At 39.4% G+C, this 13,215-nt stretch carries 11 protein-coding genes; 6 read left to right on the top strand and 5 right to left on the bottom strand.

Going from position 1 to position 13,215, the window contains the following annotated elements; all coding sequences use genetic code 11:
- Window positions 1-12 precede the first annotated feature (12 nt).
- The 4 genes from araD to ulaG form a co-directional block, all read right to left on the bottom strand.
- Complete coding sequence (araD, locus tag O1Q80_RS02845; protein WP_386689111.1) at window positions 13-732, bottom strand: L-ribulose-5-phosphate 4-epimerase; 720 nt, start codon at window positions 730-732, stop codon at window positions 13-15.
- Window positions 729-1,589 carry an L-ribulose-5-phosphate 3-epimerase gene (locus O1Q80_RS02840; protein ID WP_386689109.1) on the bottom strand — a complete coding sequence of 287 codons (861 nt, stop codon included), beginning with the start codon at window positions 1,587-1,589 and terminating at the stop codon, window positions 729-731. Before O1Q80_RS02840 ends, araD begins: the two co-directional genes overlap by 4 nt.
- A 33-nt stretch (window positions 1,590-1,622) precedes the next feature.
- On the bottom strand, window positions 1,623-2,369 hold the full coding sequence (gene ulaR, locus O1Q80_RS02835; RefSeq protein WP_386689107.1) for an HTH-type transcriptional regulator UlaR: 747 nt from the start codon (window positions 2,367-2,369) through the stop codon (window positions 1,623-1,625).
- Window positions 2,370-2,459: 90 nt separating this feature from the next.
- The gene (gene ulaG / locus O1Q80_RS02830) at window positions 2,460-3,551 is read right to left on the bottom strand and encodes an L-ascorbate 6-phosphate lactonase (RefSeq protein WP_386689105.1); all 1,092 of its coding nucleotides are present in this window, start codon (window positions 3,549-3,551) and stop codon (window positions 2,460-2,462) included.
- Between the two features lie 421 nt (window positions 3,552-3,972).
- Between ulaG and O1Q80_RS02825 the strand changes: the two genes are divergently transcribed.
- The 3 genes from O1Q80_RS02825 to O1Q80_RS02815 all read left to right on the top strand — a co-directional run bounded on the left by O1Q80_RS02825 (window position 3,973) and on the right by O1Q80_RS02815 (window position 7,117).
- Window positions 3,973-5,769 carry a PTS ascorbate-specific subunit IIBC gene (locus O1Q80_RS02825; RefSeq protein WP_386695569.1) on the top strand — a complete coding sequence of 599 codons (1,797 nt, stop codon included), beginning with the start codon at window positions 3,973-3,975 and terminating at the stop codon, window positions 5,767-5,769.
- A gap of 64 nt (window positions 5,770-5,833) precedes the next feature.
- Window positions 5,834-6,304 (top strand): PTS sugar transporter subunit IIA, encoded by a 471-nt coding sequence (locus O1Q80_RS02820; RefSeq protein WP_386695567.1) that lies wholly within the window; start codon window positions 5,834-5,836, stop codon window positions 6,302-6,304.
- A gap of 132 nt (window positions 6,305-6,436) precedes the next feature.
- Window positions 6,437-7,117, top strand: coding sequence for a 3-keto-L-gulonate-6-phosphate decarboxylase UlaD (locus O1Q80_RS02815; RefSeq protein WP_386689099.1), 681 nt, complete (start codon window positions 6,437-6,439; stop codon window positions 7,115-7,117).
- 99 nt (window positions 7,118-7,216) lie between these two features.
- Here the strand turns inward: O1Q80_RS02815 and pnuC are convergent, their stop codons facing one another.
- Window positions 7,217-7,900 (bottom strand): nicotinamide riboside transporter PnuC, encoded by a 684-nt coding sequence (gene pnuC / locus O1Q80_RS02810; protein WP_386695565.1) that lies wholly within the window; start codon window positions 7,898-7,900, stop codon window positions 7,217-7,219.
- 206 nt (window positions 7,901-8,106) lie between these two features.
- Here pnuC and rapA point away from each other — a divergent pair, with 206 nt between their 5' ends.
- From rapA to O1Q80_RS02795, 3 genes are all read left to right on the top strand, one after another.
- A complete protein-coding gene (gene rapA / locus O1Q80_RS02805; RefSeq protein WP_386695564.1) occupies window positions 8,107-11,001 on the top strand; it encodes an RNA polymerase-associated protein RapA in 2,895 nt (964 codons plus the stop codon).
- A 66-nt stretch (window positions 11,002-11,067) separates the two neighbouring features.
- Window positions 11,068-11,727, top strand: a complete 660-nt coding sequence (gene rluA / locus O1Q80_RS02800; protein ID WP_386695562.1) for a bifunctional tRNA pseudouridine(32) synthase/23S rRNA pseudouridine(746) synthase RluA — start codon at window positions 11,068-11,070, stop codon at window positions 11,725-11,727.
- Between the two features lie 41 nt (window positions 11,728-11,768).
- Entirely contained in the window at window positions 11,769-13,067 is a 1,299-nt protein-coding gene (locus O1Q80_RS02795; RefSeq protein WP_386695560.1) for a serine dehydratase subunit alpha family protein, read from the top strand.
- Window positions 13,068-13,215: the final 148 nt, after the last annotated feature.

Below are 13,215 nucleotides of genomic sequence, written 5' to 3'. Positions count from 1 at the left end.
CCCCTAAAACTATTATTGACCGTAATAGGCATTCGCCCCGTGTTTACGCAAATAGTGTTTATCAAGCAATTCTTGTTGCATTGAATTGATTTGTGGGCGGATTTGATGGCTGACAAAGTTCATATACGCCACTTCTTCTAATACCACGGAATTATGTACCGCATCATGTCCGTCTTTACCCCAAGTGAAAGGTCCATGAGAATGTACTAACACACCTGGTACAGCTTTAGCTTCAATACCACGTTTACGGAAAGTTTCCACAATTACTTTACCCGTTTCTAATTCATATTCACCTGCGATTTCTTCAGGGGTCATACGGCGTGTACAAGGTACAGAACCATAGAAGTAGTCACCTTGTGTGGTGCCTAAGGCTAAAATATCTTCACCTGCTTGAGCCCAGCCCACCGCATGACGAGAGTGAGTATGTACTACGCCACCGATATCAGGGAATTGACGATAAAGCTCTAAATGCGTTGGGGTATCGGAAGATGGTTTTTTATCGCCATATACACGATTACCTTGTAAATCCACAATCACAATATCTTCTGCTGTCATGGTATCATATTCCACACCTGATGGTTTAATTGCTACTAAACCTGTCGCACGATCGATTTCACTCACGTTGCCCCAAGTGAACGTGACTAAACCGTATTTTGGCAAATCTAAATTTGCTTTCAAGACACGCTCTCTGAGTGCTTGTAATTCAGGTGTTAAGGATGTTAATTTAGTCATAGTGTAAAGCCCCCTTCTTTCATTTTTTGTTCGATCCAACGGCGAGCATTAATAATCTCTGCTATCGGCTCATCTGATTTTTCAGTCCACATTTCAATTAAAAATGCACCACGATAATTTAATTCGTTTAAAATTCTAAAACAGTTGACGAAATCTACACAGCCGTCACCAAATGGCACATCACGGAATTGCCCTTTGCAGGTTTCAGTCACTTTGTAAGTATCTTTTAAATGGATTTTAGAAATCTTATCAATGCCTAAGCGTAATTCTTCTTCCACATTGTCATTCCAAGCGGTTAAGTTGCCTAAATCTGGGTAAACGGTAAACCATGGATTTTTAATGATGTCGTCCCATTTTTTCCAACGAGAAATCGAACTCATAAATTGCGTATCCATAATTTCGACCGCAATGGTGACTTCGTTACTTGCGGCTAATTCTACTGCCCATTTCAAGCCTTCTTCAAACAGACGCAAGGTTTCTTCGTCTTGCTCTTCATAATATACGTCATAACCTGCTAACTGAATCGTCCGCACACCAATATCCACCGCTAATTGAATGGCTTTTTCCATAATCTCAAAGGCTTTTTGACGAGTCGCAGGATCTTTGCTACCGAATGGAAAACGGCGATGACCTGATAAACACATTGATGGAATGGTCACGCCCGTAGTAATAATGGATTTTACCAACTGAATACGTTCTCTTTTTGTCCAATCCAAACGAGCAAGACGTTCGTCTGTTTCATCAATGGAAATCTCCACAAAGTCAAAACCTGTGGCTTTGGCAATAGAAAGGCGATCTTGCCAACTAATGTTTTTTGGTAAGGCTTTTTCGTAAATACCAAGTTTATGTTTTCTCATAACGTTTTCCTTCTATAAGCATGCCTAAGGCGATTAAGCCAGAATAATTTTTAAACCTTTATCTCTTAACTTTTGAATAATTTGGGGATCAGCCTCTTGACCTGTAATTAGAGTATCAATCTCATCAATGCGAGTGAATAACATACCGACTTTATTACCCAATTTAGAACTATCTAACAATACTACATAGCGATCGGATTTTGCTGCCATCTGTTTCTCTGAATTGGCAATAATCATATCCGTTTTAAATAAACCCTCTTCAGTAAACCCTCGACCACTGGTAAACATAATGTTGGCAGCATAATAATAGTTATAATCTGGACTAAAGGAAATCGTAATATCTTTCTCGGCATTATATTGCCCCCCCATAATGCCTAAATCTTTATGTTTTTGCTCAATTAAATAATTGGCTAATGACATATAGTTAGTCAAAATCTGTATCTTACGTCCACATAATTGTTGCCCTAATAACATCATGGTCGAGCCACAAGTAATTAATACGCTTTGATCATCTTTACACATATCCGCTGCCGCTTTAGCTATACGTTCTTTTTCTTCGCTATAAGCAAGCGTTCTTATTTCTGTATTGATGGTTGAATTATTAACATATTCCGCACCATTACGTACTTTTTTCAATAATCCTAATTCATTTAATTTATTAATATCACGGCGAACAGTCGCAGGAGATACTTTTAATTGTTCTATAATATCTTGCGTAGAAAGCATTTTTTGTCTATGCAATAAAGCTAACAATCGTTTATGTCTATAATTTTCGTTCATCGTTCTTCCTGAAACAGAACCTATAATAAATTCACTTTCTGCCCACATTTTAGAATAGACCAATACTGTGGACAGAAAGTGTTTTATATATTAAAGCATAGATTTAAATTGAATATTTGGTTCTTGCTCGAAGCAATCATCAAAACCACGAGGGTGGTGATATTCGATTAAATCTTTATCACGAGGATAAACATATTTACCACCTACTTCCCAAATGAATGGGTGGAATTTGTATTGTAAGCGGTCTTTACGCATACGCCACAAATCAATGATTTCTTGCGTACTTGCCATAAAGTTTGTCCAAATATCATGGTGAACAGGAATAATGACGTTGGTACGTAAACATTCTGCCATACGAAGTAAGTCGATAGAGGTCATCTTATCTGCAATACCTACTGGGTTTTCACCATAGTTATTTAATGCCACATCAATATCAAATTGTTTACCATGTTTAGCAAATTGAATTGAATAGTGGGAGTCCGCACCATGGTAAATATTACCACCTGGTGTTTTGAACACATAGTTCACAGCTTTACGACCCATTTCTTCATCAGATGGGCAAAGACCTGCTAATTCACCATTTTGATTTTCAGCCCCTTCAACTGGTAAGGTAACTAAACAAGTACGGTCGAATGAATCTAAAGCGTGAATTTCAACGTCTTTCAATTTCACTACATCGCCTGGTTTAACGGTGATTAAACGATCTTCTGGTACGCCCCATTTTTTCCAAATTTCAGTACAATGCCAAGGACCAACGAATTTAACGTGATCTAATTTTGGATTGTTGACGATCGCGGCAGCAACGTTTACATCAATATGGTCACTGTGATAGTGAGAAGCTAAAATGAAGTCAACTTCATTAATTGCAAATGGATCAAGCACCATTGGTTGAGCACGCAAGTTAGGTTGTAATTTACGCACACCTGCCATATTTGCCATTTGGTGACCACGTACCATATCTTTTACTTTCTTAGTGCTTTTACCACGGCTACACCATAAGTCCATACAGATATTGGCTCCTGCTGGTGTTTTAATCCAAACACCCACGCAACCTAACCACCACATAGCAAAATTGCCTTCTGGTACAACTTCCTGTTCAATTTCTTCGTTTAACCAAGTACCCCATTCAGGGAAGGTAGAAAGGATCCAACTTTCACGGCTAATTTCTTGTATTTTGCTCACAATAAGCTCCTTATAAGAGTAATGAAATAATCATGTTCAATCATAAACAATCACAAAATTTTGTAAAATGTTTTTTCTTTTTTTTGTGATCTAGCTCACCTTTTTTATGCAATTTTTTATAAAAAAGGCATAAATTAAAGATAAAATGACCAAGTATTTAACAAAATTTAAACAAAACCCCCTCAGAATCTCATTTTTAGTAAAAATGGTGAATAAAACAGCAAAATGATAACTTTTTTCAAAAATTTTGTGATCTCGCTCACAAATAATCAAAAATAATCTTTTTAAACTTGTATTTTAGGATTATGATTAATCCGTTCGCACTGTTTTAACGCTTTATTGTACAAAATAGTGGTACTCACCAGCTCAACAAACCGAGCAAAATGTAAAAATAATTTTATTCCACTTCGGAGAAGTATATATGGACGCTCTCTATAATCTATTTTTAGGCTTTAATAATCAGGTATTATCTAAAGCACCATTCCTCCTCGGGATCGTTGCTTGTTTAGGTTATATCTTACTGAAGAAAGATACGACAACTGTTATTAAAGGTACAATCAAAACCATTGTTGGTTTTTTAATGGTACAACAAGGTTCTGGCTTCTTAACCTCCAGTTTCAAACCTATCATTGACAAACTTTCAGAATTCCACCACTTAACGGGTGCTGTTATTGACCCTTACACCAGTATGCAATCTACCATTCAAACCATGGGTGAAAACTATGGTTGGGTCGGTTATGCTGTGTTACTTGCATTAGCATTGAATATCTTATTAGTGGTGTTAAGACGTGTCACGGGTATTCGTACCATTATGTTAACTGGTCATATCATGTTCCAACAAGCTGGCTTAGTTGCGGTGTTCTACATGATTATTGGTGCCTCTATGTGGGAAACCGTGATTTATACTGCGGTCTTAATGGCTCTCTATTGGGGTATTTCCTCTAACATTATGTATAAACCAACCCAAGCTGTTACTGGCGGTGCGGGTTTCTCCATTGGTCACCAACAACAAATTGCCTCTTGGGTAGCGGTTCAATTAGCACCAAAATTAGGTGATCCAAAAGATACCGTAGATAATATGAAATTACCAAAATGGTTACATATTTTCCACGATAGTATTTCTGCCACAGCGTTAGTCATGACCGTGTTCTTTGGTATTATCTTACTTTCTTTCGGTTTAGATAATCTTCAAACCATGGCAGGTAAAACCCACTGGATTATGTATATTATCGAAACAGGTATGAAATTTGCGGTAGCCATTCAAATTATCGTGGTTGGTGTGCGTATGTTCGTAGCGGAATTATCCGAAGCGTTTAAAGGTATCTCCGAACGTGTGATTCCAAATTCTGTATTAGCCATTGACTGTGCGGCAATTTATGCTTACTCACCAAATGCCATGGTATTCGGTTTCATGTGGGGTGCTATCGGTCAATTTATTGCGGTCGGCTTACTCCTTGCTTTCGGTGATAACTTCGGGGTTGAAGTATTAATTATCCCAGGCTTTATCCCAATGTTCTTCTCTAACGCAACCGTCGGTGTATTTGCTAACAAATTTGGTGGTTGGAAAGCAGTTATCAAAATCTGTTTAGTGATGGGTATGATTGAAGTGCTAGGCTCTGCTTGGGTAATTCAATTATTAAAATCACAAGGTACCGAATTCAACGGCTGGATGGGTATGGCAGACTGGGCATTATTCTGGCCACCAGTATTACAAGGTATCGTCAGCATTCCATTCTTCTTCTTCGTTATCTTAGCGCTTTGCTTAGTCTATATGTTCTTCGCTTCACGCAAATTACGTGCTGATGAAGCTGCAGCGGCAGCCGCTGGTAAAACCCTTGAACAAATGGACGGTTACGGTGTAGAAGAAGAAACTGTTGCTGAACCTGTAGCAACCACTAGCACACAAGCCAATACTGATGCCAAACCTATCCGTATCTTAGCGGTATGTGGTTCTGGTCAAGGTTCATCAATGATGATGAAAATGAAAATTAAACAATACCTAGACAAACGTGGTATTCCAAATGTCATGGACTCTTGTGCGGTTACTGATTACAAAGGAAAACTTTCAGGTATCGACATCATTGTTTCATCTAAACACCTTGCTGGTGAAATTAACGGTGGCGACAGTGTATCTGTATTAGGCGTACAAAATATGCTTAATCCGAATACTTTTGGTGATGAATTAGTTGAATTAATCAACAAACACACCAACAAGTAACCTTATCCCCCCAGCCGTTTCGGCTGGGGTTTCCTCATACACAACTAAAAGGAAGGAAATTACAATGTTAAAAGAATCTCTCATTGCCAATAACTCAATTAAATTAAACCAAACAGCGAATAACTGGGAAGAAGCAATTAAAATCGGTACTGATTTATTAGTTGCCTCAGGTGCGATTGAACCTCGTTACTACGATAATATTATCGCTAAAGTAAAAGAAATGGGACCTTACATCATTCTTTCCCCAGGATTAGCTATGCCACATGCTCGCCCAGAAGAGGGAGTAATTAAAACTGCATTTGCTTTAGTCACCTTAACTAAACCAGTAGTGTTTGAGGGTGAAGATGAACCTGTTAGCGTTCTGATTACCCTTGCAGGTAGTGATTCCGATCAACATATGCAAGGCATTATGGAAATCACCCAAGTATTAGAAGATGAAGATCCAAACAGTGAAACTGGTGTTGATTTGAAAAAACTCTTAAATTGCAAAACCAGCGATGAAGTGATCGCGGTAATTGATGCAGCATTAAATTAAGCACATTTTGCTGTAACTTAGTGTGTAAGGGTGTTTTACATACGCCCTGATATTACCCAAATTCTAATACCATTTAACATTATTGTTTGGGCGTATGAGATACGCCTCGACAAACATACAGAGGAAAAAATTATGTCTAAACCATTATTACAAATCGCCCTTGACTCATTGAGCTTAGAAAAAGCCGTTGCCGATGCAAAACAAGCAGAAAGCGTGGTTGAAATCATCGAATGCGGTACCATCCTTGCTTGTGCTGAAGGTATGAAAGCAGTGAGTACCTTACGTGCTTTACACCCAAATCACATTATCGTGTGTGATTTAAAAACCACTGACGGTGGTGCGATCTTAGCTAAAATGGCATTTGAAGCTGGTGCCGACTGGTTAACCGTATCCGCTGCTGCTCACCCAGCCACCAAAGCCGCTTGTAAAAAAGTCGCTGATGATTTCAACGCAGCTCACCCTGAATTAAAAGTGAAAAAAGAAATCCAAATTGAAATCTACGGTAACTGGACAGTAGAAAAAGATGCTAAAGAATGGGTTGAATTAGGCGTGAAACAAGCCATTTACCACCGTTCCCGTGATGCAGAATTAGCAGGCAAAGGCTGGACACCAGAAGATGTCGAATTAATGAAACAACTTTCTGCCTTAGGTCTTGAACTTTCTATTACTGGCGGTATCGTACCTGAAGAAATTCACCTATTCAAAGAAATCAAAAACGCCAAAGCCTTTATTGCTGGTCGAGCATTAGTGGGTGAAAAAGGCAAACAAACTGCCGAAGCGATTCGTGCTGAAATTGAAAAATATTGGGCATAATTAGAATTCGCCTAACCATATAATAAAAGCACCGTACTTGATGATATTATTAACCATAAAAGTGCGGTGCTTTTTTCTATTATTTTCGAGAATAGCAAATTAGGCTTCTTTCTTAACTAATTTCGTCCAGTTGTAATAACCATAAATGGAGTTCAACAAATAACCGCTATACATAATATACATCGCTGGGGTTTCTGCCCATAAAACAATTGAGAGAATATTTAACACAATCCACAACGCCCATTGTTCACGATAACGCAAAATCATCAATAATTGTGCAGCAAAGGTAATAATCGTGGTGGTGCCGTCAAGCGATGCCGAACTGCCCCCTGCGGCATTCACCGCTTGAATAAAGAAGAATGAACATACTGCAATACTCACTAATAAAATCAGCCAACCTGTTGGGGTTAAGGCTTTCGCAATCACTTCCTCATTCCCCTGTTGGTCATTTTGCATGTTGGCTTTCCACATAAAATAACCAATAAATTGGGCTGGAATATACACATATAGCGTGGTATTCATTTCACCGATAAAATTATTGCCCCAAGCTACATAAAAATAAGTATAAGCAAAAATAAGCCCGAAGAAGTAGTTACTGATTTTTCCTTTACTGACGAAAATAACACATAACAATCCCGCAATTCCTGAGATCATTCCCAATGGTGACTCTGGTGCTTGTACATACGCCCAAATTTGAGCCCCAACAAAAACCACAATCCATAGAGCTTCAATCGTATTCCAACCACCAAAGAATTCTTTTTTAATGGCATTAACATAGTTCATAACAGGCTCCTCAATATTAATAACAAACAGATGAATTTTTGCACCGCACTTTAATGAAGTCAAGGATAAATTACAAAATAGTAAAAATTAACCATATAAATACATTTTAAGGAAAATATTTTATACATAGGATAGCTTGTTACCTTTGGCAAATATTTGATAAAATACGTTCCCTTAATTTACCATAACAAGAGTGTCCCCCTATTATGTCATTTGCTATCGGTCAACGTTGGATCAGCGAAAGTGAGAACGATCTCGGTTTAGGCATCATCACCGAACTTAATCACCGCAGTATCACAATTTCTTTCCCAGCCGCACAAGAAACCCGAATTTATGCCATTGCCACTGCCCCTTTAACCCGTGTGATCTTCAAACAGCACGATCACATCACACATCAACAAGGCTGGCAGGCAAAAATCGTGGATACGATGATGAATAATGACATTGCCCTGTATTTAGTCCAACGTTTAGATAATGGCGAAGAAATGGTGATCAAAGAAATGGAACTCGCCAGTCATATCAGTTTTAGTCAACCACAAGATAAATTATTCGCAGGACAAATCGATCGCTCGGATCGCTTTGCCTTGCGTTATCGTGCTTTACAACATCAACAGGCACAATTTCAATCTCCCTTACGTGGGCTATGTGGTATTCGAGCAGGCTTAATTCCCCACCAACTGCATATTGCCAAAGAAGTAGGTCAACGTATTGCACCACGAGTATTGTTAGCAGATGAAGTTGGGTTAGGTAAAACCATTGAAGCTGGCATGATTTTACAACAACAAATTTTTGCGGAACGTGCCGATCGAGTATTAATCCTGCTGCCAGAAACCTTGCAACATCAATGGCTAGTGGAAATGCTACGCCGTTTTAACTTGCATTTTTCGCTATTTGATGAAGAACGTGCTGGCGATTTTTCCGCAACCGAAGATGAACAAGAGCGAAATCCTTTTGATGCGGAAAACCGCATTATTTGTTCCATTGATTGGTTGGTGGCAAATCCAAAACGAATGCAACAGTTAATTGCAAGCCAATTTGATATGTTGATTGTAGATGAAGCACATCATTTACAATGGTCACCTGAAAATCCAAGTACAGCATATCAGTTAGTAGAAACCTTAGCTCAACAAATTCCGTCTGTATTACTCCTCACTGCCACGCCAGAACAACTCGGACAACAAGGGCATTTCGCCCGCTTACGCTTATTAGATAATGACCGTTTTTATGATTACCATGCGTTCTTACAAGAACAGCAAAATTATCAACCTGTTGCCAAGGCAGTACAAACTTTACTGACAGAAAAATCGTTAAGTGCGGTGCAAAAAAATGCCATTTCTGATCTGTTATCCGAACAAGATATTGAGCCACAATTTAAGGTATTAGAGAGCCATAACGAACCAGAAAAAGCCAGTGTTCGACAAGAACTCATTCGTCATCTGATTGACCGTCATGGTACCAGTCGATTGTTATTTCGTAATACCAGATCAGGCGTAAAAGGCTTTCCGCAACGGATTTATCATCAAATCACCCTTGAATTACCTAAGCAATATGAAAATACCATGAAAGTGATGCGTTCTCTCGGTGAAAATGTTGAGCAAGGTTTATTTTATCCAGAACAGCTGTTTCAGAAAATGAATGACAATGCCAAATGGTGCGAATTTGATCCCCGTTTTGATTGGTTGGTCACGTTCTTAAAAAATCACCGCACGGAGAAAGTGTTAGTAATTTGCCAACTGGCTCAAACTGCGATTCAGTTAGAGCAAGCCCTGCGAGAAAAAGAAGGGATTCGTAGTGCGGTATTTCATCAAAATATGTCGATTATTGAACGAGATCGAGCCGCCGCTTACTTTGCGGATCAAGAACAAGGTGCTCAAGTATTACTCAGTTCAAGTATCGGTTCAGAAGGGCGAAATTTCCAATTTGCGCAACATTTAGTGCTGTTTAACTTGCCAGATAATCCCGATTTATTAGAGCAATGTATCGGGCGTTTAGACCGAATCGGGCAAACTAAAGCAATTCAAATTCATGTCCCTTGTTTTGCTCAAACACCACAAACCTTGTTAGCCGATTGGTATCATCAAGGCTTAAATGCCTTTGAACAAACCTGTCCAATGGGGGCAATGTTATTTGAAAAGTGCGGTGAAAAATTACAACATTTTTTGCAACATCCTTCCGCACTTGATGGTTTTGCCGATTTTATCAAAGAAACAGCTAAACAACGTGCCAAGCTGAAAGACGAACTCGAAAATGGACGAGATCGCTTACTGGAATTAAATTCCAACGGTGGTATTCAGGCTCAACAGTTAGCAAATCAAATTGCCGAGCAAGACAACAACCCTGAATTAGTCAATTTCACCTTAAATTTATTCGACATTATTGGTGTAGAACAAGAAGACTTAGGCGAACAATCCATTGTCATTACGCCCACTGGCACAATGTTAGTGCCTGATTTCCCTGGCTTAAAAGAAGACGGTATCACGGTAACATTTAGCCGAGATGTTGCCTTAGCACGTGAAGATGTCGAATTTCTCAGTTGGGATCACCCCATATTACGCAACGGCATTGACTTAGTCTTGTCTAACGACATCGGCAAAACGGCAACTTGCTTGTTAAGCAATAAAAAATTGCCAACGGGGACATTATTATTAGAATGTATTTACGTAGTGGAAAGCCAAGCTCCAAAAGGCTTGCAGCTAAACCGTTTTTTACCGCCTACGCCTGTACGATTATTGTTAGATAGCAAAGGCAATAATCTCGCTCCCAATGTGGCATTCGAACATCTTGAAAAACAGCTTAAACCGATGGAGAAAACCATGGCACACAAAATGGTGAAAATGGTTCGCCCCAATTTAGAACAAATGCTCAAGGCTGGAGAAAACTTGATGATGCTTGAGTCTAAACAAATTATTACGCAAGCCAAACAGTTGGCAGATAAACAATTAAGCGAAGAACTAGAACGCCTAACCGCATTAAAAGCCGTCAACCCGAATATTCGCCAAGATGAAATTAACAGCTTAGAGGCAATGCTCCAACAATCATTACAGCATTTAGAACAAGCTCACTGGCGATTGGATAGTTTGAGGGTGATGGTGAGCCAGTAGTAAATGAAACATTAAACGAAAACTATGCTAAAATGCACCGCACTTTTACCTAAAAACTGAAATATTATGGCGTTAATTGACTACAATCCCCCGACTGAGCCTTGGCTTGATATTGTTTACCATGATAATCATATTATGGTGGTCAATAAACCCAGTGGCTTACTTTCTGTGTCAGGCAATCAACCACAATATCGTGATAGTGCCATGAGCCGCATTAAGGATAAATACGGCTTTTGTGAGCCTGCACACCGCCTTGATATGGCAACCAGCGGGATTTTGCTGTTCGCCATGAGCAAAGCTGCCGACAGCGAATTGAAACGTCAATTTCGTGAACGAGAAACGGAAAAGCATTATCAAGCCTTAGTGTGGGGACACATTAAAGCCGAACGTGGCATCGTGAATTTGCCGTTAATTTGTGACTGGGAAAACCGCCCACGTCAACGGATAGATTTTGTCTATGGCAAACGTGCCGTGACGGAATTTGAGGTGTTAGAACGTTTGCCGAATAACAGCACAAGAGTAAAACTTACCCCGATTACGGGGCGTTCCCATCAATTACGTTTACACATGCTGGCGTTAGGGCATCCGATTCTAGGCGATAAATTTTATTCGCCACCACAAGCCAAAGCCATGTCGCCGAGATTATGCTTACATGCGGAAAGTTTGACCATTCATCACCCAATAACCAAGGAAAAAATGACATTCAGCCACACTGCTGAATTTTAATCGTATATAGATAGCTAAATTTTATTTTTAAAGGAATATAAATGAAAATTGATGACAAGATAGTCGAAAACCTCATTTTAAACACGGTAAGAAATGAAGTTGTCCCCGCCCTAGGTTGTACTGAACCGATTTCCTTAGCATTAGCATCCGCCGTGGCACGTTACCATTTAGGGCATTTACCTGAACGCATTAATGCCAAAGTATCAGCCAATTTAATGAAAAACGGCATGGGCGTCACCGTACCCGGAACTGGTACACTTGGCTTGCCTATGGCAGCCGCCATTGGGGCAATCGGTGGTAATCCTGATGAGGGCTTAGAAGTATTAAAAGATATTACCCCAGAGCAAGTAACACAAGCCAAAGCCATGTTGACAGAAAATCGGGTGGCGGTTTCAATTCTTGAAACGGAGCATCTTCTTTATTCGGAAGCCTGTTTATCTTATGGCGATGATCGAGTTTGTGTACGTATTGCCGCCCATCATACCAACATCATTTATATTGCCAAGAACGATAAAGTCATTTTTTCCCAACCTTGTGCGGCAGAAACGGATAATCTGAATGATATTTTTATCACCATTTCTGCACAAGATATTTTTGATTTTTCAATGAATGTCGCCTTAGAAAAAATTGAATTTATTGATGAGGCAGAAAAACTCAATTCAGCCTTATCACAAGAGGGGTTACGCCATGAATATGGTTTGCATATCGGACGCACCTTGCAAACTCAAATCGGCAAAGGATTACTCAGTGATGATTTAATGAATCGTATCATTATTGAAACCACCGCAGCATCCGATGCTCGTATGGGGGGAGCAAATCTTCCTGCTATGAGTAATTCAGGCTCAGGCAATCAAGGAATTACCGCCACCATGCCAGTGGTTGTGGTGGCTCGTCATTTAAAGGCTAACCACGAACAGCTTATTCGTGCTTTGTTTCTATCACACTTAATGGCGATTTATATTCATAGTAAGTTACCAAAACTTTCTGCCTTATGTGCAGCAACCACCGCCGCTATGGGTAGCTGTGCAGGTGTCGCTTGGTTGCTGACGGGGAAATTTGAAACCATTAGCATGGCAATCAGCAGTATGATTGGCGATATTAGTGGGATTATCTGTGATGGTGCAGCAAATAGCTGTGCCATGAAAGTGTCCACCAGTGTAAGCTCGGGTTATAAATCTGTATTAATGGCGTTGGACAATACTCAAGTAACTGGCAATGAAGGTATTGTTGAACATTCCATTGACCGCTCCATTGATAATCTGTGTAACATTGCATCACGCAGTATGCAATATACTGACCGTCAGGTAATTGAGATTATGGTAAGCAAGCCCAAACTTTAACTTTATTTGCTAAAGTGCGGTGAATTTTATCAATGTTTCACAATCGGTTAGATTTAGGAAATTTAACAAAAATCTTCTCAATCTAACTGCTTGTTTATATACTTTTCTTTCCCATTAACAGCGTATATCATATAATACAATGAAGAAT

The sequence above is a fragment of the Lonepinella sp. MS14435 genome (assembly GCF_042485795.1).
In the GTDB taxonomy this organism is placed as follows: Bacteria; Pseudomonadota; Gammaproteobacteria; order Enterobacterales; family Pasteurellaceae; genus Lonepinella.
Note: the sequence above shows the minus strand (reverse complement) of the source record. Positions and strands in the feature narration are given on the sequence as shown.